Origin of the sequence: Streptomyces sp. NPDC005863, from assembly GCF_042871345.1 — a bacterium.
In the GTDB taxonomy this organism is placed as follows: Bacteria; Actinomycetota; Actinomycetes; order Streptomycetales; family Streptomycetaceae; genus Streptomyces.
Map to the genome: position 1 here is coordinate 55370 of NZ_JBIAII010000012.1, position 21942 is coordinate 77311.

The 21942-nt window shown below is 72.3% G+C and carries 22 protein-coding genes; 9 read left to right on the forward strand and 13 right to left on the reverse strand.

Features of this window, described 5'->3' with window-relative positions:
* Positions 1 to 31: 31 nt before the first annotated feature.
* Complete coding sequence (locus tag ACFYO9_RS32115; RefSeq protein WP_358775655.1) at positions 32 to 796, reverse strand: methyltransferase domain-containing protein; 765 nt, start codon at positions 794 to 796, stop codon at positions 32 to 34.
* 168 nt (positions 797 to 964) lie between these two features.
* Positions 965 to 2191 carry an epoxide hydrolase family protein gene (locus tag ACFYO9_RS32120; protein WP_358775442.1) on the reverse strand — a complete coding sequence of 409 codons (1227 nt, stop codon included), beginning with the start codon at positions 2189 to 2191 and terminating at the stop codon, positions 965 to 967.
* A gap of 102 nt (positions 2192 to 2293) precedes the next feature.
* On the opposite strand from ACFYO9_RS32120, the gene ACFYO9_RS32125 reads away from it, so the two are divergent.
* Positions 2294 to 2905, forward strand: a complete 612-nt coding sequence (locus ACFYO9_RS32125) for a CGNR zinc finger domain-containing protein (protein ID WP_358775444.1) — start codon at positions 2294 to 2296, stop codon at positions 2903 to 2905.
* Between the two features lie 28 nt (positions 2906 to 2933).
* Here the strand turns inward: ACFYO9_RS32125 and ACFYO9_RS32130 are convergent, their stop codons facing one another.
* A complete protein-coding gene (locus ACFYO9_RS32130) occupies positions 2934 to 3530 on the reverse strand; it encodes a VOC family protein (RefSeq protein WP_358775446.1) in 597 nt (198 codons plus the stop codon).
* 52 nt (positions 3531 to 3582) lie between these two features.
* A complete protein-coding gene (locus ACFYO9_RS32135; protein WP_355813032.1) occupies positions 3583 to 4908 on the reverse strand; it encodes a low temperature requirement protein A in 1326 nt (441 codons plus the stop codon).
* 148 nt (positions 4909 to 5056) lie between these two features.
* On the opposite strand from ACFYO9_RS32135, the gene ACFYO9_RS32140 reads away from it, so the two are divergent.
* Complete coding sequence (locus ACFYO9_RS32140) at positions 5057 to 5320, forward strand: hypothetical protein (RefSeq protein WP_355813029.1); 264 nt, start codon at positions 5057 to 5059, stop codon at positions 5318 to 5320.
* A gap of 62 nt (positions 5321 to 5382) precedes the next feature.
* On the opposite strand, the gene ACFYO9_RS32145 is transcribed toward ACFYO9_RS32140, so the two are convergent.
* The 3 genes from ACFYO9_RS32145 to ACFYO9_RS32155 all read right to left on the reverse strand — a co-directional run bounded on the left by ACFYO9_RS32145 (position 5383) and on the right by ACFYO9_RS32155 (position 7793).
* Positions 5383 to 6255, reverse strand: a complete 873-nt coding sequence (locus ACFYO9_RS32145) for a DMT family transporter (protein ID WP_358775449.1) — start codon at positions 6253 to 6255, stop codon at positions 5383 to 5385.
* A 151-nt stretch (positions 6256 to 6406) separates the two neighbouring features.
* A complete protein-coding gene (locus tag ACFYO9_RS32150) occupies positions 6407 to 7186 on the reverse strand; it encodes a DUF998 domain-containing protein (RefSeq protein WP_358707670.1) in 780 nt (259 codons plus the stop codon).
* A 211-nt stretch (positions 7187 to 7397) separates the two neighbouring features.
* The gene (locus tag ACFYO9_RS32155; protein WP_358775451.1) at positions 7398 to 7793 is read right to left on the reverse strand and encodes an STAS domain-containing protein; all 396 of its coding nucleotides are present in this window, start codon (positions 7791 to 7793) and stop codon (positions 7398 to 7400) included.
* A gap of 287 nt (positions 7794 to 8080) precedes the next feature.
* Between ACFYO9_RS32155 and ACFYO9_RS32160 the strand changes: the two genes are divergently transcribed.
* On the forward strand, positions 8081 to 9124 hold the full coding sequence (locus tag ACFYO9_RS32160; protein WP_358775453.1) for an NUDIX domain-containing protein: 1044 nt from the start codon (positions 8081 to 8083) through the stop codon (positions 9122 to 9124).
* Between the two features lie 106 nt (positions 9125 to 9230).
* On the opposite strand, the gene ACFYO9_RS32165 is transcribed toward ACFYO9_RS32160, so the two are convergent.
* A complete protein-coding gene (locus ACFYO9_RS32165; protein ID WP_355813016.1) occupies positions 9231 to 10586 on the reverse strand; it encodes a dipeptidase in 1356 nt (451 codons plus the stop codon).
* Positions 10587 to 10733: 147 nt separating this feature from the next.
* Here ACFYO9_RS32165 and ACFYO9_RS32170 point away from each other — a divergent pair, with 147 nt between their 5' ends.
* The gene (locus ACFYO9_RS32170) at positions 10734 to 11990 is read left to right on the forward strand and encodes a geranylgeranyl reductase family protein (protein WP_358775455.1); all 1257 of its coding nucleotides are present in this window, start codon (positions 10734 to 10736) and stop codon (positions 11988 to 11990) included.
* Between the two features lie 92 nt (positions 11991 to 12082).
* Here ACFYO9_RS32170 and ACFYO9_RS32175 read toward each other — a convergent pair whose 3' ends face one another.
* Positions 12083 to 12592, reverse strand: a complete 510-nt coding sequence (locus ACFYO9_RS32175) for a nitroreductase/quinone reductase family protein (protein ID WP_358775457.1) — start codon at positions 12590 to 12592, stop codon at positions 12083 to 12085.
* A 140-nt stretch (positions 12593 to 12732) separates the two neighbouring features.
* On the opposite strand from ACFYO9_RS32175, the gene ACFYO9_RS32180 reads away from it, so the two are divergent.
* The 4 genes from ACFYO9_RS32180 to ACFYO9_RS32195 all read left to right on the forward strand — a co-directional run bounded on the left by ACFYO9_RS32180 (position 12733) and on the right by ACFYO9_RS32195 (position 16370).
* Entirely contained in the window at positions 12733 to 13449 is a 717-nt protein-coding gene (locus ACFYO9_RS32180) for a TetR/AcrR family transcriptional regulator (protein WP_358775459.1), read from the forward strand.
* A 307-nt stretch (positions 13450 to 13756) separates the two neighbouring features.
* Positions 13757 to 15178, forward strand: a complete 1422-nt coding sequence (locus tag ACFYO9_RS32185; protein ID WP_358775461.1) for a sensor histidine kinase — start codon at positions 13757 to 13759, stop codon at positions 15176 to 15178.
* Positions 15175 to 15840 carry a response regulator transcription factor gene (locus ACFYO9_RS32190; RefSeq protein WP_358775463.1) on the forward strand — a complete coding sequence of 222 codons (666 nt, stop codon included), beginning with the start codon at positions 15175 to 15177 and terminating at the stop codon, positions 15838 to 15840. The genes ACFYO9_RS32185 and ACFYO9_RS32190 overlap by 4 nt, the downstream gene beginning before the upstream one ends.
* Before the next feature lie 128 nt (positions 15841 to 15968).
* Positions 15969 to 16370: a MarR family transcriptional regulator gene (locus ACFYO9_RS32195; RefSeq protein ID WP_358775465.1), complete on the forward strand. Its 402-nt coding sequence runs from the start codon at positions 15969 to 15971 to the stop codon at positions 16368 to 16370.
* Between the two features lie 15 nt (positions 16371 to 16385).
* Here ACFYO9_RS32195 and ACFYO9_RS32200 read toward each other — a convergent pair whose 3' ends face one another.
* Both ACFYO9_RS32200 and ACFYO9_RS32205 read right to left on the reverse strand, forming a co-directional pair.
* Positions 16386 to 17192 carry a maleylpyruvate isomerase family mycothiol-dependent enzyme gene (locus tag ACFYO9_RS32200; RefSeq protein ID WP_358775467.1) on the reverse strand — a complete coding sequence of 269 codons (807 nt, stop codon included), beginning with the start codon at positions 17190 to 17192 and terminating at the stop codon, positions 16386 to 16388.
* 51 nt (positions 17193 to 17243) lie between these two features.
* Positions 17244 to 18596: an MFS transporter gene (locus ACFYO9_RS32205; RefSeq protein WP_388666782.1), complete on the reverse strand. Its 1353-nt coding sequence runs from the start codon at positions 18594 to 18596 to the stop codon at positions 17244 to 17246.
* Positions 18597 to 18682: 86 nt separating this feature from the next.
* Between ACFYO9_RS32205 and ACFYO9_RS32210 the strand changes: the two genes are divergently transcribed.
* Positions 18683 to 19915: an ROK family protein gene (locus ACFYO9_RS32210; protein ID WP_358707649.1), complete on the forward strand. Its 1233-nt coding sequence runs from the start codon at positions 18683 to 18685 to the stop codon at positions 19913 to 19915.
* Here ACFYO9_RS32210 and ACFYO9_RS32215 read toward each other — a convergent pair.
* Positions 19912 to 21174 (reverse strand): MFS transporter, encoded by a 1263-nt coding sequence (locus ACFYO9_RS32215; protein ID WP_358775469.1) that lies wholly within the window; start codon positions 21172 to 21174, stop codon positions 19912 to 19914. The genes ACFYO9_RS32210 and ACFYO9_RS32215 overlap by 4 nt on opposite strands.
* A 144-nt stretch (positions 21175 to 21318) precedes the next feature.
* Positions 21319 to 21918 (reverse strand): TetR/AcrR family transcriptional regulator, encoded by a 600-nt coding sequence (locus ACFYO9_RS32220; RefSeq protein ID WP_355812992.1) that lies wholly within the window; start codon positions 21916 to 21918, stop codon positions 21319 to 21321.
* Positions 21919 to 21942 lie beyond the last annotated feature (24 nt).

Here is a 21942-nt window from a genome sequence, read left to right on the forward strand (position 1 = left end):
TGTGTTGGGTTGGGGCTTGCGGCGGGAGCCCTCAGGCTGTGGCGGCGCGGAAGACGTATGCCGTCATGGGGGCGGTGACCGGTCCCGGGCCCAGACGGGTCGTCATCTCCTCGACGACGGTGGCCCGGACGGCCGGGGCGTCGCTGCGCTCCTCCACGGCCGCGCGCACCGGTGTCCCGGTGAGGTACCCGGTGGCGAGGTCGGCGATCGACGCGGCCTCGCCCTGCAGCGTCAGCTTCTGCTCGTCCTCGACCGTGAACCCCGCGGCCGTCAGATCCGCGGCCACGACCGTGGGGTCGGCGTAGCCGTGCGGCACGGTCGGGAGGAAGCGCGGCGGGTCGACCGGAAAGGCCCGCTCCAGTCCGGCCTGGAACGCCACTTCAAAGGCGTGCTCCACAAATGGACCCCAGGTGTTGAACAGGAACCGGCCGCCCGGGCCCAGCACCCGGCGGATCTCGGTGAAGGCCCCGACGCGATCGGGAAAGAACATCACGCCGAACTGGCAGACGACCAGATCGAACCCGCCGTCCGGGAACGGCAGCCGCTGTGCGTCGGCCTGCCGCCACATCGCGCCCGGAGCCCGATCCGACCCGAGCGCAACCATGGCCTCGTTCAGGTCGGTGGCCGTCACCTCGGCCGAAGGTGCCGCAGCGAGCAGGCGCGAGGTCAACGCCCCGGTTCCCGCGGCGAGTTCGAGGGCCCGCTCGGGGCGGAGGGCCGCCGCCCGGACGGCCAGGTCCTCGGCGAAGGGCCGGAAGACCACCGGCACCAGATACCGCTCATAGGCCGCGGACATGGACGCGGTCCACCCCCGGCCGACATGGGTTCCTGTCACCTTTGTGACGGTACCGCCGCGTCAGAACCCTTTCCCTGCGCCGCGCCGCCAAGCACCCCGCGCGCCCCCGGCACCGCTTCACGTCACTTGGCGCAGGCGGTCCGACACGTCGGCGGCTCCGCCCCCGTGTCACCGACCGGCGGCCAGGACCGCCGCGAGGCCCTCCCGCAGATCCCTGACGAAGAACTCGGGAACCTCCAGCGACGGGAAGTGCCCCCCGACATCGGGAGACCTCCAGCGGACGATCCGCCGGTACCGCTGCTCCGCCCAGGGGCGCGGCGTCTTCTCGATGTCGCGGGGATACATGGTGATCGCCGACGGGACGTCGACCCGGAGATCGGGGTCGAGCGAGTTGTGGCTCTCGTAGTAGATGCGGGCCGCCGACGCCCCGGTCCGCGTCAGCCAGTACAGGGTGACGTCGTCGAGGATCCGGTCCAGGGAGATCGTCTCGAACGGGCTGTCCTCGGTGTCCGACCACTCGGCGAACTTGTCGAGGATCCAGGCGAGCAGCCCGACCGGTGAGTCGACGAGGGAGTAGCCGATGGTCTGCGGCCGTGTGGCCTGCTGCTTCGCGTACGCCGCGCGGTGGTGCCAGAAATCGTGGGTCTCCTCGGTCCACCTGCGCTCGTCCGCGGTCAGCCCGTCCGTCGTGAGTCCGGGTGGTGCCTCCGCGAACAAGGTGTGGATGCCGAGCACGTGCGCCGGGAACCTGCCGCCGAGCACGGTGGTGATGTTTCCTCCCCAATCCCCGCCGTGAGCAAGGAACTTGGCGTATCCGAGCCGCCCCATCAGTTCCACCCACGCGGCCGCGATCTTCTCGGTTCCCCACCCGGTGGTCGTCGGCTTGTCGCTGTAACCGAAGCCGGGCAGCGACGGGACCACGACGTGGAACGCCGGTGCTTCCCCGTCCCGCGGATCCGCCAACTCGTCCACCACATCGACGAATTCGGCGATGCTGCCCGGCCAGCCGTGCGTCAGGAGGAGCGGAGTGGCGTCCGCGCGTGCGGATCGGCGGTGCAGGAAGTGGATTCCCAGACCGTCGACGGTCGTACGGAACTGACCGATCTCGTCGAGGCGCGCTTCGAACGCCCGCCAGTCGTACTCGGTGCGCCAGTACTCCACGACCTCGGTCAGGTCGCCGAGCGGGACGCCCTGCCCCCATCGGCGACGGCCGGGCGCGGCGCCCTGGACCGTCTCGGCCTCGGGCAGCCGCGCCGCGGCAAGTCGCGCGCGCAGATCGTCGAGTTCCGCGTCGGCCGCGCGGGCCGTACACGCTGTCACGCCTGCCTCTTCTGCGCCTGCTTCCACGCCTGCCTCTACTGCGCCTGCTTCTACGTCGCTGGTCGGGCGGGGCATGAGACCTCCTGGCCGTCGCGGAGCCGGCCACACCTCTCGTGAACCGGCTAAGACGGTTCTAACAGTTCTCCGTGGCGTGCGGCAACCGGCTAAGGTGGTTCCATGTCTGCTGAGTTCCCTGATTTCCGCCTCGGTGCCGTGCTGGCGACGAGCTTCACCGGGACACTTTCGGAGCGTCATGGCGACCCCGTGGAGCGCATTCCCGTGCCGCGCCGACTCGTCGACTGGCTGGCGGTGTACGGCCTGGCCGTGGACTCCTGCACCCCTGCCCAACTCGACCTCGCCAGGGAACTGCGGGAGGCGATCCACGCCGCCGCGACGGCGGCCGCGAACGGGGATGCCCTCCCCGCCTCCGCCGTCCGGATCATCAATGAGCGCAGCGCTCAGGGCCGTGCCGTGGCGTTCCTGACGCCGGAGGGCACTCGGGAGTGGCGGCTCGGCGCGGCCTCCGGCGCGGAAGACGCCCTCGGTGCGGAGGAAACTCTCGGTGTGGAAGATGCCCTCGGTGTGATCGCCGCCGACGCGATCGGCGTCATCACGGGCGAACGCGACGGAAAGCTGGCCCTGTGCGCCTCACCGACGTGCCGGGCCGCCTTCTTCGACGCCAGCCAGAGCCGCACCCGCAGATGGTGTGACATGAACACCTGCGGCAACCGCCAGAAGAAGGCGCGCTTCAACGCCAACCAGCGCAAGAAGCCCGCGGCGGGGGAGTGACGCACGCCCGTAGGCGCCTATGGCGAGGTCAGCGCGTGACGTGGAACTCGTTCCCTGCGGCGTCGACGAACTCACCGGGTTCCCCGTCGCGAACGGTGACCTCCAGGCGCAACCGGTTGCGGCCCGCCTTCGGCGCCGCGGGCGGCCCCATCACCAACGAGACCGTACTGGCGGGCGTCCGACGCAGCCGAACACCCCAGTCGTGACGCTCCGCCGCGTGCCAGTCGGCGCGCGACTCCCAGAACGCCGCCTGGGCATCGCGGTTCTCCTCGGCGACGTCGAGGCAGATCGCCACGAGGCCGGAGTCGGCGAGCACGCCGGGATGACCGGGGCGCAGCACGCAGAACTCATTGCGCTCCGGATCGGCCAGCACGTCCCACGGAACGTCCCCCTGGCCGATGTCGGCCCGCGTCGCACCGAGGTCCAGCAGACGCCGGACCTCGGCCTCCCAGTCCGGCCCTCCGGCAAGGTCCAGGTGCAGCCGGTTCTTGTGCCCCGCCGCCTTCGGCTGCGCGGGCGCCACGCACCGCAACCGCAGACCGCCGGTCCCGCCGCGCGTCGCGTTCAGCCAGAAGTGATCCATGCGCGCGACGTCCATCGCGTCGATCACGATCCCGGTCAGCATCTTGTTCCTCCCCCGTGGCCCGGCGGTCAGGCTAACGCATGGGCGGGTGACGTCAGTTGGTTGTCGTGCCGCCCTCCGGCGTACCGCTGTCCCGCACGCGGAGCCGTTCCAGCATCTGGCGCTGGTGACGGTGGCCGACCGTCTCGTAGCCGATGACCGTGACGAAGGGGGCGACCATGATCACCAGCAGGCACACCGCGATGGCAACGCCCGCCGCGGCCAGCAGGACCGCCGCGAGGAGCACGGCGAGCGTCAGGGAGATCAGGAGCAGGTGGAAGCGGTCCGCCGCGGACAGCAACAGGGTGTGCAACAGGTAGACCATCAGCAGATAGAGGCCGACGGGCAGGGCCAGCGACAGGACGACGGCGACGTCACTGAGCTCGGAGTGGTGCTCCAGGTGCAGCCCCGCCATGTGGAGTCCCGCGCCCGCGCCGGCGATCCCGATGAACAGGGGGATGTGGCCGTATCCGAAGAGGTAGCCGCGCCTGCGGCGGTGTACGAGGACGTCGCCGAAGGGCGTCGCGAAGTACACCCACCACATGCCGAAGGTCAGTCCGACGCCGGCGACGACGACGGCGACGGCGTTCCCGCTCCAGTCCATGCCGTCCGCGCCGCCCAGCAGATCACCGGAGGACGCGACCGTGCCGACGACTCCCTCGCCGAGGACGATGATGGCGAAGAGCCCGTACCGTTCGGCGACGTGGTGGGGGTGCCACGGGGTACCGCCCGCGTTGCCCTGGGTGAGCAGCGGCAGGGCCAGCTCCAGCGCGCCCAGTACGACGAAGGCGGTGAAGACCGCGGCGAGCGGCATGGGGGTGAACGCGACCACGACCCAGCCCAGTTGGGCGATGACGGTCCACAGGATGTTCGCCCTGCCGACGTGGCGGAACGAGGGGGACTGCCGGGCCGCACGCCACCACTGCAGGATCATCGCGACCCGCATCACGACGTAGCCGATCACCATCACCCGCAGTTCGAGGTGGCCGCCTTCCTCGACGGAGTGGAACATCGCGGGCAGGCCGAGCGAGAACACGACGACGCCGATCATCTGCACCATCGTGAGCGCCCGGTAGAGCCAGTCGTCGGTGCCGAACGCGGAGGCGAACCAGCTGAAGCTGATCCAGGCGACGCTGATCGCGAACATCGCCAGGACGAACGCCGTGACGGCCTGCCCCGGATGCCCCTCGGCCGCCATCTCGGCGAAGTGCGAGGCGGCCGTGCCGACCGCGACCACGAAGGTGAGGTCGAACAGGAGCTCTAGCGGCGAGGAGGTCCGGCCCTGCTCGTCCGGGTCGCGTCCGGTCATGGGCACCATGCTGTGCGCCAGCTTGCCGGTGGTGTCGCCGGCGGGCCGGCCGGGGTGTGCGGAGTGACTCATGGCCAGCATTATGTTGGGCGCCCCGCCGTGCGGCGGTGAGCCCTGCCGGGGCGGTCCGCAACTGCGTCCGGCCGGTGACGGGCGGCCCCGATGCGTCTGCGGCGGCGTACCCCTCATGTCGGCGCATTTCAGGGGTAGTTGAATTGCCATGACACTTTCGAAGCCGATGAAGTACGTCCTGCTCTTTCTCGCGTTGTACGTGGCGGGGGTGCTGTACCTGCACTTCACGCCCCGTCGCTCGATGGGCTGGGGAGAAGCGTTGCTGTTTTCCCTGCTGGTCACTCCCGTCATCCTGCTCTGGTGGCGGTTCCGCGACTGGATGATGGACCGTAGCCGCGAGGCCGGTGAGGGGATGCGCGAGGCCCGCCTGGCCCGCAAACGGGAGCGGAGAGAGGCGCGCCGGGCCGGATGAACACCACGTACTCCTGAAAGGGCAGGGGCGCCCCGAGAGGACGGGGGCGCCCCCGTCTCACGTCAAGCTTGTGGATCCTCCGCGGAACCGGGCAGGCGGGCCAGGAGCACGACGCCCAGGATCGTGAGCAGGGCGCCGGCGGTCTGCGGCAGGAGCCACCAGCCGGTGCGGATGCGGTCCGCGGTGAACGTGATGCCCAGGACCAGGCTGGCGCCCGCCTCGCCCAGGGTGACGGCGGGCTGGGAGGCGATCAGCGGTCCTGCCTGCATCGCATGGGCGAGGAGGAGCAGGGCAAGGCCGCCGGCGGCGACACACCCGTACGTCTGCCAGGCGCTCACCATGGCGGACACACCTCCCTGCGCCAGACGCGCCATGGCCTCCTTCATGAACAGGGCGGTCAGACCGTAGGCAAGGGCCGAGCCCGTGGCCAGGAGCGCGGCCCGCGCCCTGCCCTCGGGACGACGCAGGACGGCGCCGGTGCACAGGGCGATGGCCAGGAGCGTCGCCGCCACGGCCAGGGCCCAGTCCCGGCCGTCGAGGCTCCTCGCACCCTCGTGCGGGGCGGCACTCGCCAGCGCGAGCGCGAGACCCGCCGCCGTCAGCCCGGCCGCACGCCAGCCGCCCGGTGGCATGGTCGCGGTGGTGGCGACGTGCGCGATGACCAGCGCGAGCGGCAGTTCGAGGACGAGGATCGGCTGGACGAGGGAGAGCGGACCCCACAACAGCGCCATCGCCTGCAGCACGGCTGCGGCACAGATGACCAGAACGCCGCCCAGCCAGACCCGGCTGTGCACGAGCCGGTTCACGAAACGGGTGCTGAAGGCGTCGGTCGCGGGGATACGGCGCGCCGCCTGCCGTTGCAGAACGGTGGCCGTCGCGTTCGCCCCGGCCGCCGCCACCGCGCACAGGGCCGACGCCCAGAGCACCTGTGTCACCGGCGGACCACGTCATCCGCCGGTTGACGGGATGTCCACGGCCGGGCACCCACAAGGCCCTCCCGCGCGGCACGGATGCGGTGACTCGGGTGTGAGACCGGCCCCGCACGACAACCCGCCCCGGCGACCGCCGCCTCGCGGAACGTGTCCGTCACGGAGCCTGAGGAGCGCCGGCACCGGTCCGTACGACAGGGGGGTCCCCGGCGTCCGGCGGCGGGGCCGGGGCGGGTGCCGCGGAGCGGGCCGCGTACGACGCCAGCAGGATCAGCCACACCCCGACGAGCAGCACATGCACCCGCTGCGGAACCCCGTGCCAGCCCGGGTGGCCCAGCAGCGCCCCCACCGTCCCCAGCGCGGAGAGCAGCGCGGCGCCCGCCAGCCACCAGCCCCAGGTGGCGACCGGGCCGCCGGGCGCGTCCTTCCTGTGCCGCGCGGCCCATGTGTGCGCCGCGAACGAGGCGAAGAGGAAGAAGTGGCAGAGGGCGCTCGTGATGGTGTGCGCCGGATGGACGGGACGGCACGCGGGGTCGAGCGAGGGCGCGCACGCCATCGGCCACAGCACGTCGCCCAGGGAGGAGGCGGCGAACCCCGCCAGCATCCACCAACCGCACCGCTGCGCCCGCGCGGCGGACGGCGGGAGGGACCGCGGCGTGCACCGGCGTGCCGCCAGGGCGCCGATGAGCACCAGGACCCCACAGGTGAACTCGAACCCCGCGAACAGCTCGCGGTACGGCTGGTGTTCGGCGTACAGCTCGCTGATGTAGGAGTGCCGGGGATCCAGCGACGTCGGCACGGCCCACTCCAGCACCCACGCGTTGTACAGCAGACCGCCCGCGACCAGCGCCGCCACCGCGGTGCGCCGGACGATCGCCGACCGCCGCCCTCCCGCCGGCTGCGCCGGCCGCCCGGCCGTCATGAGATCGGTCCTCACGGAATCGGTTTGCACGGAACCCGAGCCCTTCCTGCGCCACTGCTGAGTCGAGGAGACCAAGTGGCCATTGTGGCCACGCACGACACCGGGACCGGGCCGCGCCGGGCTGCTTTCACTCGTCCGGTGCGGCGGATGGAGGAGGGGACCAAGGAGGGGGCCAGGAAGGGTCGGCACGAAGGGTCGGCCCCGTTGCACCGTCGCCCCCGGCGCGTCAGTTCCCGTCGTCCTCGCGGGAGTCGCGCAGCGCCGCCTCCACCGTCGGAGCCGGAGCCAGCACCGACGCGAGCCCCGTGACGCTCAGCATGCGCAGCGTCAGCGGACGCGTGCAGACGAGGCGCAGCCGGCCGTCCGCCGCGGTCATGCGGCGGTGGGCCCGCATCAGCAGGGAGAGCCCGGAGCAGTCGAGAAAGGTGACGTGGGTGAGGTCGACCACCAGGAGGGGCTCGGGTCCCGCGGCCACCGCGTCGAGCAGAGGGGCCGACCGCTGAAAGGTCACGACGTCGATCTCGCCGTGCAGTTCGACCACGATCGCGTGGTGGGCCCCGTACACCCGAGGAGCGTGATCGGAGTCCTCGTACGTGGCGTCGTTCAGTGCGTCCTGTCGCATGTTTCCCCCCAGCACCGGGGGCTGCGGCGCCCCGAAGGAACCTGTCCGGCGGGAGCAACCGTCGGATGAGAGCACCGGGGGCCGGGGTGCATGCGGGGAAACGCTAGCGGGGCCGGGGGTGATCCGAGGTGAGGGAACGATTCATGCACGGTGATCGCCACACGTTGGGGTGAAGGTGACGCAACCCCCTTGACGTACCGCAGGGCGATGGCACTCCCATCAGTGCCGGGTTTCCATGGCAGGGTGTTACGGGCAAGCCACAGGGGGCCAACAGAAGAGGGGGAACCGTGATCGTCTGGATCAACGGCACGTTCGGTGCGGGAAAGACCAGCGCCGCACGGGAACTGATCGAGCTGATCCCGAACAGCACACTCTTCGACCCCGAGGTCATCGGCGGCGCACTGCCGTACCTGCTGCCGTCCAAGCGCCTCGACGAGGTGAACGACCACCAGGACCTGCCGATCTGGCGGCGTCTCGTCATCGACACCGCCGCCGCCCTGCACGCCGAGGTGGGCGGCGTCCTCGTGGTGCCGATGACGCTGCTGCGCCAGGAGTACCGCGACGAGATCTTCGGTGGTCTCGCCTCGCGCAGGATCCCCGTGCGTCACGTGTTGCTCGACCCGGATGAAACGATCCTGCGCGAGCGAATATCCGGCCGCGACGTGCCGCGGGACCTGCCCGACGGGGAGCTGCGGGTGCGGCAGTGGTCGTTCGACCACATCGAGCCCTACCGCGCGGCCCGCGCCGCCTGGCTCGACGCTGACGCCCACCGCATCGACACCAGCTCCCTCACCCCGTACGAGACCGCCGAACGGGTCGCCGAGGCCGTCCGTACCGACACCGCATCTGTGTGCGACATCGTGCAGACGCCGGAACCCACCGCCGAGACCCTCGCCGCCGGCGTGCTGCTCTTCGACGAACACGACCGCGTCCTGCTCGTCGACCCGACGTACAAGGCGGGCTGGGAGTTCCCGGGCGGCGTCGTCGAGCCCGGCGAGGCACCCGCGCGCGCGGGCGTGCGCGAGGTGGCCGAGGAGACGGGCATCCAACTCGCCGATCTTCCGCGCCTGTTGGTCGCCGACTGGGAGCCACCGCAGCCGCCCGGCTACGGGGGCATGCGCTTCCTCTTCGACGGCGGCAGCCTCGACAGCGGCGAGGCCCGCCGCCTGCTCCTGCCCGGCCCCGAGCTGCGCGGCTGGCGGTTCGTCTCCGAGCAGGAGGCCGCCGAACTGCTGCCCGCCGTACGGTACGAACGGCTGCGCTGGGCGCTGCGCGCACGTGAGCGCGGGGCCACCCTCTACCTGGAGGCCGGCGTCCCGCTCGACGGATAGGCGTTCGCCGCCGCCCGCCATGAGAAAAAGCCCCGCCCTGAGACGAGGCTCTCGGCTGTCGGCAGGGCGACCGGGCTCCTGCGCGAGTCCCGGTCGCCGCCGTGCGTCAGTTTGCCGCGTACTTCCGCAGGAACAGCGCCTCGGCCACCGAAAGGCGCTCCAGCTCGCTCGGCGACACGCTCTCGTTGACCGCGTGGATCTGCGCCTCCGGCTCGCTCAGGCCGATCAGCAGGATCTCGGCCTGCGGGTAGAGCGTGGAGAGGGTGTTGCACAGCGGGATCGAGCCGCCCTGCCCCGCGTACTGCATCTCCTCGCCCGGGTACGCCTCACCCATCGCCTCGGCCATGGCCGCGTACGCGGGGCTCGTCGTGTCCGCGCGGAACGGCTGGCCCTGCCCGATCTGCTCCGTGCGCACCTGCGCGCCCCACGGCGTGTGCGCCTCCAGGTGCGCCCGCAGCAGCTTCGTCGCCTCGGCGGCATCCACGCCCGGCGGCACCCGCAGACTGATCAGCGCCCGCGCGGCGGCCTGCACCGACGGCGTCGCGCCGACCACCGGCGGGCAGTCGATGCCGAGGACAGTGACCGCGGGACGCGCCCAGATGCGGTCGGCGACGGTGCCCTCACCGATGAGCTCCACCCCGTCGAGGACCTTCGCGTCCTTGCGGAACGCGGCCTGCTCGTACTGCAGTCCGTCCCAGACGGCGTCGCTCGTCAGACCGTCGACCGTCGTCGAGCCGTCCTCCGCGCGCAGCGAGTCCAGCGCGCGGACCAGCGCGGCGAGGGCGTCCGGGGCCGCGCCACCGAACTGGCCCGAGTGCAGGTTCCCGCCGAGGGTGTCCACGCTGACGCGCACGAGCGTCATGCCGCGCAGCGTCGACGTCACCGTCGGCAGGCCGACGCGGAAGTTGCCCGCGTCGCCGATGACGATCGCGTCCGCCGCGAGCAGCTCGGGGTGCTGCTCCGCGTACCGTTCGAGGCCGCCCGTGCCCTGCTCCTCCGAGCCCTCCGCGATCACCTTCACGTTCACGGGCACGCCGCCGTTGGCCTTCAGGGCGCGCAGCGCGAGCAGGTGCATGATGACGCCGCCCTTGCAGTCCGCGCTGCCCCGGCCGTACCAGCGGCCGTCGCGCTCGGTCAGCTCGAAGGGCGGGGTGGCCCAGCCGGCCTCGTCGAGCGGCGGCTGCACGTCGTAGTGCGCGTAGAGAAGGACCGTCGGCGCGCCCGCGGGGCCCGGCAGGAAGCCGTACACCGACTGCGTGCCGTCCGGGGTGTCGAGCAGGGCGACGTCCTGGAATCCCTCGGCGCGCAGCGCGTCCGCCACCCAGCGGGCGGCGCCTTCGCTCTCGCTCTTCGGGAACTGATCGAAGTCCGCCACCGACTTGAAGGCCACCAGTTCGGTGAGCTCCGCCTTCGCCTTCGGCATCAGTGAGGCGACCGTCTCGGCGATGGGATCCGGCGACATGGGCACGCTCCTCGTGGGTGCGACGTTGTACGTGTGGGCCGTACATGTGGGTAGTTGTGATCCTCCCACAGGAGGGGCCCGCGGGGCTCCGCCGTAGGATGCCTTGGACAGCGCGGCCAACAGCGGGATCAGGAGCGGTAGACCAACGTGAGCAGCGAGAACTCAGCGGACGACGCCCGGTACGTGTGGGACGTCGTCGTGGTCGGAGCCGGCCCCGCGGGGGCCTCGGCGGCCTATGCGGCAGCGGTCGCGGGGCGCACGGTGCTCCTCCTGGAGAAGGCCGAGATCCCCCGTTACAAGACGTGCGGCGGCGGCATCATCGGCCCCACGCGCGACGCCCTGCCGCCCGGCTTCGAGCTGCCCTTCCGGGACCGCGTGCACGCGGTGACGTTCTCCCTCGACGGCAAGTTCACCCGCACCCGCCGCTCCCGGCAGATGCTGTTCGGGCTCATCAACCGCCCCGAGTTCGACCAGCAGCTCGTCGAGCACGCCCAGAAGGCCGGCGCCGAGCTGCGCACCGGTGTCACGGTCGCGCGTGTGGAGCAGCACGGCTCCGAGGTGCCCGACCGGCGCACCGTGGCCGTCGTGCTGCAGGGCGGCGAGACCGTGCTGGCCCGCGCCGTGGTGGGCGCCGACGGCAGCGCGAGCCGCATAGGGGCCCATGTCGGTGTGAAGCTCGACCAGGTCGACCTCGGTCTGGAGGCCGAGATCCCGGTGCCGGAGACCGTCGCGGAGGACTGGGCGGGCCGGGTCCTCATCGACTGGGGCCCGATGCCGGGCAGTTACGGCTGGGTCTTCCCCAAGGGCGACACCCTTACCGTCGGCGTGATCTCCGCGCGCGGTGAAGGCGCGGCCACCAAGAGGTACTTGGAGGACTTCATCGCCCGGCTCGGCCTCGCCGGCTTCGAGCCCAGCATCTCCTCGGGGCATCTGACGCGCTGCCGCAGCGACGACTCGCCGCTCTCGCGCGGCCGGGTCCTGGTCTGCGGTGACGCGGCGGGGCTCCTGGAGCCGTGGACCCGCGAGGGCATCTCCTTCGCGCTGCGCTCCGGACGGCTGGCGGGGGAGTGGGCGGTGCGGATCGCCGAGGCGCACGACGCGGTGGACGCCCGCCGCCAGGCCTTGAACTACGCCTTCGCCATCAAGGCGGGGCTCGGTGTGGAGATGAGTGTGGGGCGCCGGATGCTCCAGGCCTTCGAGCACCGGCCCGGCGTGGTGCACGCGGCGATCACGGGCTTCCGCCCCGCGTGGAACGCCTTCGCGCGGATCACGCGCGGCTCGACGACGCTGGGCGAGCTGGTGCGCGATCATCCGATGGTGGGGCGCGTGCTGCAGGCGCGGGACCGGGATCGGGGTCGGGACCGGGCCAAGGACCAGGAGCAGGAGCGCGACGGGGACCGCTAGCCGGTCGTGTTTCGGCCGCCTCCACGGCGTCCGCGGCGTCCAGTCGCTACGGCTGCTGCGTCCGCTACGTCCGCGACGGCCGATGCGGGTGTCTACCGCTTCTTCTGCACGGTGATGCGGAAGACGGGGTGGTCGGGCGCGGCCGCCAGGATCTCCTCGTCGGAGGACTTGGCGGTCACGCCCTGGAAGTACTGGTTGACCTCCCAGCCCCACCGCTCCAGATAGCCGCGCAGCAGCGGCAGCTTCTCGGCGTCGGGGATCTCCACGGCCGTGAACTGCCGCACCTTGCGCCCCAGTCGCAACTCCCCGCCCCCGGCCACCCGCATGTTGCGCACCCACTGTGAGTGCCCGCGCGCCGATACGAGGTACTGGTTCCGGTCCCCCTCGGGCGTGTACGGGTTGACCGGGACGCGCTGCATCTTGCCGCTCTTGCGACCCCGTACGGAGAGTTCGGCGCTGCCCATCAGGCTGACCCCGTGACGCGCCAGCCACCCGATCACACCGTTGAAGCGGACGTTGAGGCTGCTGCCCTTGAGGTAGTAGGGGGAGGCGGGGGACGAGGGGGATGAGGGGGAGGTCAGGGGCGACGAGGACGACGACATGGGGCCCTCCAGGGCTGCGGGAACCGATTCCGAGAGCAGTGCTCTCGCTTAAGAGCAGTGTGCACGAGACGGGTGCTCCAAAGCAAGAGCACTGCTCTCGAATGTGTGCACCGCTTCCACTTCGTGCCACACTGACCCGCATGACCAGCAACACCAGCAACGCCGGCGCCACCAAGGGAGCGCGGGCCCGCGCCCGCGAGGAGATCACCGCGGCGATCAAGGACGCGGCGCGCAGACAGCTGGCGGCCGAGGGCGCCGCCAAGCTCTCCCTGCGGGCCGTCGCACGCGAGCTCGGCATGGTGTCCTCCGCGCTCTACCGCTACTTCCCCAGCCGCGACGACCTGCTGACCGCGTTGATCATCGACGCGTACGACTCCCTCGGCGCCGCTGCCGAGACCGCGCACGCGGGTGTCGCCGGGGAGCGGCCGGTGCGGCGGTGGACCGTGGTGTGTGAGGCGGTACGGGACTGGGCGCTCGCGCATCCGCACGAGTACGCGCTCATCTACGGATCGCCCGTTCCCGGGTACAGCGCGCCGGAATCGACCGTGCCGGCAGCGGCGCGGGTGGGGCTGCTGCTCATCGCCGTGGTGCGGGACGCCCATCAGGGGCGGGGTGTCGCCGTGCAGCCGTTGCCGACGGAGCTGCGGGCGGAGGGCGAGCGACTCGCGGCGGACCTCGCGCCCGATCTGCCGCCGGCGGTCGTGACGGCGTTGGTCGCGGCATGGGCGCAGCTCTTCGGCCTGGTGAGCTTCGAGGTGTTCGGCCAGTACCACCGTGTCGTCGAGGACCGCTCGGCCTTCTTCGCGCAGGCCGCCACGCAACTCGCCCATGGCGTGGGGCTGTTGTCCCAGGGGTGAGGGTGAGAGTGAGGATGCGGGGTGAGGTGTGCGGGGTGCCTGGCCTGAAGCCCGGCGGCTGCCTCCGCCCTAGAACCCGTCGGGCCGCCCCCGCCCTGGAGCCCGCCGGCCGCCCCCGCCCTGGAGCCCGCCGGCCGGCCCCGCTCTGGAGCCCGTCGGCCGCCCCGCCCCGGAACTCGGTCAACCGCGCCTCGCCCCGCCCATCCCCGCGTCCATCCCCGCGCCCCCGGATACTCCCCCGGGAGTACGCGTGATCACCACGCCCGTCGGACGCCGCCGGGGGCCGGCCCGGTCTAGCGTTGCCGTCATGGATGAGCAGCGCGAACGCGGGCCCGGCGGGCCGCCCCGGGTGTGGGGCGGGCCGTCGATGTGGCGGCAGGGGCCGCCCTGGTGGAACTCCGGGGGCGAGGAGCGGGCCGGGCGCAGCCTGCCGTGGCCGACGACGCTCGCGCTCACCGTGTTCGTGCAGGCCGGGTCCGGTTTCGCCGAGCACGCCCAGGCCGCTTCCCGCGAGCACCTCACGCCCTTCGCGCGCTTGTTGCTGTTCCTGGCGACGGCCGTCCTTCTGCTGCGTCACCGGCACCCGGTGCCCGTCGTGTACGCCACGGCCGGGCTGACGTTGGTCTACGTCGGGGCCGGATTTCCCTACGGCCCGGTCTTCCTCGCCGTCGCGGTGGCCTGCTTCGCCGCCGTCGTCGCGGGGCACCGGCGTGCGGGCTGGGGGGCCGTCGGCGGGCTCTGGGCCGGACATCTGCTGATCGCCCACTGGCTCTACCGGTGGCTGCCGCCCGGCGACGACGCCGCGCGGCCCTGGGGCGAGGAGATCATCGTCGCCGTATGGGTCGTCGCGATCGTCGCGGTCTCCGAACTCGGCCGCGTACGACGGGAGCAGTGGGCCGAGGAGCGTGCCGAGCGTGCGCGGGCCGCCGAGCGGCGCGCGGACGAGGAACGGCTGCGGATGGCGCGGGAGTTGCACGACGTCCTCGCGCACAGCATCTCCGTCATCAACGTGCAGGCGGGCGTCGGCCTCGCCCTGCTCGACTCCGACCCCGAACAGGCCCGTACCGCCCTGACCACGATCAAGGCCGCCAGCAAGGAGGCGCTGGGCGAGGTGCGCCAGGTCCTGGGCACGCTGCGCGCCCCCGGAGAGGCGCCCCGCGCGCCGGCGCCCGGACTCGACCGGCTGCCCGAACTCGTGGAGCAGGCCCGGAGCGCCGGACTGACCGTCGAGGTCACCACGGAGGCCGCCCCTGAGGGTGACACCCCTCAGCGCGACGCCCCTGCGGGCGGCGGCATCCCCGAAAGTGGCTCCCCCGAGGGGGCGACCGACCCCACCCCCAGGACCAGCGCGGCCCCCGCCCCCACGCCCACGCCCGCCCCCGCGGACAAGCTGCCGCCCGGCGTGGACCTCGCCGCCTTCCGCATCATCCAGGAGGCGCTGACGAACGTCGTACGGCACTCCGGTTCACGCCACGCGCGCGTGCTGGTGCGCCACGCGCCGGCCGCGCTCACCCTGCGCATCGACGACGACGGCCCCGCCACCGGCGCCGACGCGGGCGGCAGCGGCAACGGACTTGCCGGGATGCGGGAGCGCGCCGCCGCCCTTGATGGCACGATCGAGGCGGGCCCGCGCCCGGACGGCGGCTTCCGTGTGACCGCCGTACTGCCCCTGCCCGCGGGCCGGAACCTCCGGGGCCGGGGCCGCACCGCACCTCAGGAGGACCAGTGATCCGCGTACTGCTCGCCGACGACCAGTCCCTGGTCAGGGCAGGCTTCAAGGCGCTCCTCGACGCGCAGCCCGACATCGGGGTGGCCGGCGAGGCCGCCGACGGCGAGGAAGCCGTGCGGATGGTGCGCGAACTGCGCCCCGACGTCGTCCTGATGGACATCCGCATGCCGCTGCTCGACGGTCTGGCGGCGACCCGCCAGATCACCGACGAGCCCGCTCTGCACGGCGTGAAGGTGGTCATGCTCACCACCTTCGAGCTCGACGAGTACGTCTTCGAGGCGATCCGTTCCGGGGCCTCCGGCTTCCTGGTCAAGGACACCGAACCGGACGAGCTGCTGCGCGCGGTGAGGGCGGTGGTCGGGGGTGACGCGCTGCTCTCGCCGGGCGTGACGCGCCGCCTCATCGCCGAGTTCGCGGCCCGTTCCAAGGAGCCCGCGGCCGCCGATGCCCTGACTGGGCTGACCGAGCGGGAGAGGGAGGTGATGGCCCTGGTCGGCATCGGCCTCTCGAACGAGGAGATCGCCCGCCGTCTGGTGGTCAGCCCGCTCACCGCCAAGACGCACGTCAGCAGGACCATGGTGAAGCTGGGCGCCCGGGACCGCGCTCAACTCGTCGTACTCGCCTACGAGTCGGGCCTGGTCCGCCCCGGCTGGCTGGGCTGACGCCCGCCCTGGGCCGGGCTGATTCGATCGCCCTGTGCATGCGCACATCTCACCCCCGCCCATTATGTGTGCGCGTGCATTTAATGACGATGCAACAAAAGTCGGAAATTCTGCTACCGTGCGATGCCATGGCGGCGAAAACGGCCGAGCAAGGGCTCGTGGGCCAATGGCGCGACATCCTCGCGGTGCATGCGCGCACCCTGTGCGAGCTCGACCGGGAGTTGCATCCGCACGGCCTGGGGGCGAGCGACTTCGAGGTGCTCGACGTGCTCGCGGAGGGCTCGTCGGACGACGGCGGCTGTACGTTCCGGGTGCAGGAGATCTCCGCGCAGGTCCACCTCAGCCAGAGTGCCCTCTCCCGTCTGATCGGCCGCCTGGAGAAGGACGGTCTCGTGGAGCGCGGGATGTGCAGCGAGGACCGGCGGGGCGTACGGGTGTCGCTCACCGACAAGGGGCGGGCGCTCCACGCCGAGGTGCGGCCGCTGCAGCGCGCGGTTCTCGAACGGATGCTCGGCGATCACGACGGCTGAACCCCGCGCGCCCCGTCACCTCATGACGATCGCCGACTTCTCCCGCCACAGCTCCGCCAGCGTGGGGTCGCCCGTCACCTGCGGGAACGGCAGCCGGTTCCACAGCGCCGGATAGAGGCGCGCCGCGGGTCCCGACACCTCGCCGTCGGCAGCCGCCGTCGCGCCGCGCTCCGTGACCGGCGGCCCGTCGGAGAGACGCACCGTCCAAATCCGCTCACCCGATGAGCCCGACGCGTCCGACGCACCCGATGGACCTGGTGGACCCGACGCGCCCGATGCGCCCGGCACATCCGTGGCCCGCACCCGCAGCACGCGCGGCACCGCGCTGCGCACGCGGCTCTTCTTGCGCGCGTGCAGGCCGAGCAGCAGCTCCTCGATCCCGTCCACGGCGAACTCCGCGTCGATCAGGGACAGTTGACCCCCGCGCGCGGACTCCGCGTCCACGCGGTGGATGGTCGTCTCGTTGGCCTGGCGCCGGGCCCAGAAGGCCAGCGGGGAGGGGGCCGGCAGGAAGGCCCAGCACTGTACGTCGGACGGTGCCGCACGGAGCGTCTCGACGAGCGCGGCGTGCCCCTCGCGGAACCACTCGACGAGCCCGTCCCCGTCGAGGTCGGGGAGTTCGCCGCCGAGCCGGTAGGCCATGCGCCGCTCCCTGATGAACGCGGCGGCCCAGCGGTGCACCATCCCGGTGTGCTTCAGCAGGTCCCGCACCTGCCAGTCGGGGCAGGTGGGCACCTTGGCGTCGGAGCCGGCCTCCGCTGCGGCACGGGCCAGCAACTCACCCTCGCGCTCCACGACTTGAATGTGCCGGAAAATGTCCATGCGGAAGATTGTGTCGGACGGAGTGCCGTCGAACGGGAACTCCGCGTGATGTCAGACCCTTTCCGTACCCTTCGTACGCTCCGTGATTTCCGTACGGTCCGTACCCTCCGTACGACGCGTCGCGAAGCCGATGACCGCGGCGACGCCTGCGAGCAGCGCGACGCTGGTCAGGGCGGTGGGCAGCGAGTACCAGTCGGCCATGAACCCGATGAGGGGCGGCCCGACCAGCATGCCGCCGTAACCGAGCGTCGACGCCGCGGCGACCCCGCCGGGACCGGCGAGGGCGCCCGCCCGCTCGATCGCCACCGGGAAGATGTTGGCGAGGCCGAGTCCGGTGACCGCGAATCCGGCAAGCGCGAGGCCGGTCGACGGGGCGAGCGCGCCGAGCAGCATCCCGGCGCACGCCGTCGCGCCACCGCCGACCACCGTGCGGGTCCTGCCGAGCCGTTCGAGGAGCGTGGTCCCGGAGAACCGGCCGATCGTCATGGCGAAGGCGAAGCACGAGTACGCCGCGGCGGCGATGCCCGGGTGGGCGTGCAGGTCCTGCTCCAGGTGGAGCGGGCCCCAGTCGGCGATGGCACCCTCGCCGTACGCGGTGCACAGCGCGATGAGCCCGAAGACCAGCACGAGCCCGCGGGTGCGGCGGTCCATGCGGCGCCCACCGGCACCCGAACCGCCGTGCTCCGCCGGGGCGTTGGCGTCGGCGTTGGCTTTGGCGTCGTCGGGAGCGGCCACGGGGGGAGGCGTGGCCGCCGCGTCGACGCTCGCGCGCGGCCGGAGCGACGCGCCGTGGCGCAGCAGGGTGGGAGCGGCCGCCGCGGTGACGGCCAGGCCGAGGACGGTGATCCCGAGCAGATGGGGCGTGGGGGAGAGGCGGCCGGCGACCAGCCCGCCGAGGCCCGAGCCCAGCATGCCGCCGAGGCTGAAGGCGGCGTGGAAGCTGGGCATCACCGGGCGCCGCAGGGCGCGTACGAGATCGACGGCCGCGCTGTTCATCGCGACGCTGATCCCGCCGTACGCGGCTCCGAAGATCAGCAGGACGAGTCCGAGGACGAGGACCGAGCCCGTCAGTGGCGGCAGCGCCACGCTCAGCGGCAGCAGGACGGCGCAGGCCACCGTCACCGGAACGCTGCCGAAGCGGGTGCAGAGACGCCCGGTGAGCGTCATGGTGACGACGGCCCCGGCGGAGACCGCCAGCAGGGCGAGCCCCAGCTGGGCCGCCGACGCCCCCGTCTGTTCCTTGATCGCGGGAATGCGGACGACCCAGCCGGCGAAGACGAAGCCGTCGAGGGCGAAGAAGACGGTCAGGGCGACCCGCAGTCGGCGGAGGTCGGGTCCGGAGGTGGGATCGAGGGGGCCGGGGGGCCGCGACGCTGCGTTCCCGAGTTTGTTTAGTGACGGCACAAAGTCAGGGTAGGGGTGCGCAAGGGTGTCCTTCAAGATGGTTGTGGGCGGCGAGGCCGCGTACGGATCATGGGAGACTCGCCCTCATGAACGGCAAGGCTGACCCCCGTGCCGAGGGGGAATTGACCACGCGTACCCGCCTGGAGCGGGGGCGCGGCGCGCTGGGCCCGGCGCTGGAACTGGTGCACACCGGGCGCGCTCCCACCCGTGCCGTGCTCACCGCCGAGCTGGGCGTCACGCGCGCCACGGCCGGCGCGGTCGCCGCCGAGCTGGAGGCGCTGGGGCTGATCCGGATCGATGCGAAGCCCAGCGCCGCCGCGGGGTCGCAGGGCAGGCCGTCGCACCGGCTCGCGGTCGCGGAGGAGGGGCCAGTGGCCCTCGCCGCGCAGGTGCACGCCGACGGATTCCGGGCCGCGCTGGTCGGGCTCGGCGGCTCGATCGTGGCGACCGCGCCGGGCTGCGAGACCGTCGGCGCCGACCCGGCGGAGGTCCTCGGCGCGGTCGTCGAGGCGGGCGCCGGGCTGCTGCGCGAGACCGGCAGACGCTGTGTCGGCGCAGGCCTGGCGGTGCCCTCCGCGGTGGCCGAGCCCGACGGTACCGCCCTCAATCCGCTGCACGTGGCGTGGTCCGCGGGTGCGCAGGTCCGCGAGATCTTCGCCGACTGTGTACGGGGGGCGGGCATCGAGGGACCGGCGTTCGCCGGCAACGACGTGAACCTCGCCGCGCTGGCCGAGCACCGGCACGGGGCCGGGCGCGGCGCCCGTGACCTGCTCTGTGTGGCGACCGGGCACCGCGGTGTCGGGGGCGCCCTGGTCCTCGACGGCCGTCTGCACACCGGGAGTTCGGGACTCGCGCTTGAGGTGGGCCACCTCACCGTGCACTCCGAGGGGCGCCCGTGCCACTGCGGCAGCCGGGGCTGTCTGGACGTCGAGACGGATCCGCTCGCCTTCCTGACGGAGGCGGGGCGTGAGCCAGGACCGGAGGGACTCCTCGTACAGGCCCGGGAGTTGCTCCGCGACGGGTACGGGGACCCGACCGTGCGCTCCGCGGCCGAGGCGCTGATCGACCGGCTCGGTCTCGGGCTCGCGGGCCTGGTCAACATCCTCAACCCCGACCGGATCATCCTGGGCGGGCTGTACCGCGCCCTCCTGGAGGCGGACCCGGAGCGGCTGCGGGCCGTCGTCGCGGACCGGAGCCTGTGGGGGCGCAGCGGCGGCGTGCCGATCCTGGCGTGCACGCTGGACCACAACAGCCTGGTGGGGGCCGCCGAGCTGGCTTGGCAGCCGGTGCTCGACGACCCCCTGGGGGCGTTGGCCTAGGCGGGCTGGGGGAGATCCTCGGCGGGCGCGGGCGCGGGTGTGGCTGCGGGCGTCGCTGCGGCGGACGGTGAGGTCTCGCCGAGGCCCGGGGCGAGGTGGGGCGCCGTGGTGGCGGACGCGGTGCGGCGGCGGAGCAGGTCCGGCACCAGGGAGAGCAGGCCGAGCGCGGCCAGGCCGGCGCCGATCCACAGCGGTGACCGCAGCCCGAACGTGTCGATGGCGGGCCCGCCGACGGACGTGGCGATGATGATGCCGAGCGTGATGAACGACGAGTGGACGGTGTTCACCAGCGGCCGCGCGTTGCCGACACGCTGGACGCGGGTCACCAGGGCCGGGTTCATGGTGACGCCGACCAGCCCGATGCCCAGCATGAACGCGACCGCGGGGACGGTCAGTTCGGCGAAGAGCGCGAACCCGGTGAGGAAGGCCAGGTTGAGCACGAGCCCGACGATCAGGACGGGCACGGTGCGGCGGTCGGCGAACCGGCCGACGACGGTGTTGCCGATGACGGTGGCGGCGCCGTACGCGACGAGGAGCAGCGGAACGGTTCCCGTGGAGAAGCCGGTGAGCTCCGTGAGGATCGGGTTGAGGTAGCTGAACGCGGAGAACGTCGCGCCGATCACGAACGTGCTGGTGGTGAACGTCAGCCAGAGCCGGGGGCTGCGGAAGGCGCCGAGCTCCTGGCGCAGGCCGCCGGCCGCCTCGTCGTCACCGCCGGCACTCGGCACACCGGCGAACGTGGCCGCGGCGGCCAGCGCCGTCAGTCCCGTGATCGCCCAGAACGCGGCACGCCAGCCGAGGTGTTCACCGACCACGGTGGCGAACGGAAGGCCGAGCAGCGTGCCCAGCATCAGCCCGTTGAGCGCCACCGCCACGGCGCGGCCGCGCACTTCGGGACGGGTGAGGCGGGATGCCAGCGATATGGAAACGCCGAAGAAGGCCTGGGACGCGATGCCGGTGAGGACGCGGGCGACGAGCATGGTGCGGTAGTCGGGCGCGAGGGCGGCGAGCACGTTGCCCGCGAGAAAGATGCCGAACAGCAGCATCAGGGCGGACTTCTGACGCATCCTCAGCACGGCGACCGTGAGGAAGGGGCCGCCGAAGGCCATCGCCGCGGCGAAGGCGGTGATGAGGTAGCCGATCTCCGGGACCGTGGCGTCCAGTCCGTCGGCCATCTGCGGCATCAGTCCGGCGACCACGAACTCACTGGTCACCATGGCGAAGATGCCGAGAGCCAGTACGTAAACGGCGCGAGGCATGGTGGGGTGCTCCTGTCGGGCAAGTTTTGGATGGATCAGTACAGAAAAAGGGCGTGGCGAAGCGCAAGGGGGCTGGGTCCTACGAAGACGGTCTGGTACGGGGCGCGAGGCGTGGTGGCGAGTACGAGGTGTTCGGCGTCCGGGCTAGGGGGCCGTCAGCGCGGCGAGGGCGGTTTCGGCGATGCCCTGCAGTGTGTCCCGGTCGGCGCCGCCCTGCGCGGCGACCCGCATGCCGCCGATGACGGCGTTGACGAACTGGGCGAGGGTGTCCGCGCCCCGCGCCGACGTGATGTCGCCGTCCCGCTGGCCGGACCGGATCGTGGCGCGCAGCACGGTGAGCCGTGCCGCGAGATCGCGTTCCAGCATCCGGGCGGCCTCGGGGTCGCGCCCGGCGAGTTCGACGGTCGTGTTGACGGTGAGGCAGCCCATGCTGTGGCCGTTCTCGCGGTGCTCGAACTCCCCGTCGATGATCCGGTCGAGCAGTGCGCGCACGCGGTCCACGGCCGCGAGTCCGGTGTCCTCCAGGAGCGCGAGCTGGCTCGCGTTCATGGTCTCCATATACCGGGTCAGGGCGCGCCGGAACAGGTCGTGCTTGCTGGTGAACGTGTTGTAGATGCTGCTGCGGCCCAGTCCGGTGGCCTCGCACAGGTCCTGGGTCGAGGTGGCCTCGTAACCGTTCGCCCAGAAGGCGTGCATCGCCGCGTCCAGGGCCCGCTCCTCGTCGAAACTTCTCGGTCGGGCCATGTCGGTACCGTACCGGTTCTGGAA

What these genes read in the sequence shown, in the direction of transcription:
- ACFYO9_RS32155 (WP_358775451.1), bottom strand. Translation starts at nt 7,793, where the DNA reads ATGCGACAGGACGCACTGAACGACGCCACGTACGAGGACTCCGATCAC.
- ACFYO9_RS32180 (WP_358775459.1), top strand. Translation starts at nt 12,733, where the DNA reads ATGACCAGCAACACCAGCAACGCCGGCGCCACCAAGGGAGCGCGGGCC.
- ACFYO9_RS32210 (WP_358707649.1), top strand. Translation starts at nt 18,683, where the DNA reads ATGAACGGCAAGGCTGACCCCCGTGCCGAGGGGGAATTGACCACGCGT.
- ACFYO9_RS32175 (WP_358775457.1), bottom strand. Translation starts at nt 12,592, where the DNA reads ATGTCGTCGTCCTCGTCGCCCCTGACCTCCCCCTCATCCCCCTCGTCC.
- ACFYO9_RS32130 (WP_358775446.1), bottom strand. Translation starts at nt 3,530, where the DNA reads ATGCTGACCGGGATCGTGATCGACGCGATGGACGTCGCGCGCATGGAT.
- ACFYO9_RS32215 (WP_358775469.1), bottom strand. Translation starts at nt 21,174, where the DNA reads ATGCCTCGCGCCGTTTACGTACTGGCTCTCGGCATCTTCGCCATGGTG.
- ACFYO9_RS32115 (WP_358775655.1), bottom strand. Translation starts at nt 796, where the DNA reads ATGTCCGCGGCCTATGAGCGGTATCTGGTGCCGGTGGTCTTCCGGCCC.
- ACFYO9_RS32120 (WP_358775442.1), bottom strand. Translation starts at nt 2,191, where the DNA reads ATGCCCCGCCCGACCAGCGACGTAGAAGCAGGCGCAGTAGAGGCAGGC.
- ACFYO9_RS32125 (WP_358775444.1), top strand. Translation starts at nt 2,294, where the DNA reads ATGTCTGCTGAGTTCCCTGATTTCCGCCTCGGTGCCGTGCTGGCGACG.
- ACFYO9_RS32165 (WP_355813016.1), bottom strand. Translation starts at nt 10,586, where the DNA reads ATGTCGCCGGATCCCATCGCCGAGACGGTCGCCTCACTGATGCCGAAG.
- ACFYO9_RS32185 (WP_358775461.1), top strand. Translation starts at nt 13,757, where the DNA reads ATGGATGAGCAGCGCGAACGCGGGCCCGGCGGGCCGCCCCGGGTGTGG.
- ACFYO9_RS32140 (WP_355813029.1), top strand. Translation starts at nt 5,057, where the DNA reads ATGACACTTTCGAAGCCGATGAAGTACGTCCTGCTCTTTCTCGCGTTG.
- ACFYO9_RS32135 (WP_355813032.1), bottom strand. Translation starts at nt 4,908, where the DNA reads ATGAGTCACTCCGCACACCCCGGCCGGCCCGCCGGCGACACCACCGGC.
- ACFYO9_RS32220 (WP_355812992.1), bottom strand. Translation starts at nt 21,918, where the DNA reads ATGGCCCGACCGAGAAGTTTCGACGAGGAGCGGGCCCTGGACGCGGCG.
- ACFYO9_RS32195 (WP_358775465.1), top strand. Translation starts at nt 15,969, where the DNA reads ATGGCGGCGAAAACGGCCGAGCAAGGGCTCGTGGGCCAATGGCGCGAC.
- ACFYO9_RS32200 (WP_358775467.1), bottom strand. Translation starts at nt 17,192, where the DNA reads ATGGACATTTTCCGGCACATTCAAGTCGTGGAGCGCGAGGGTGAGTTG.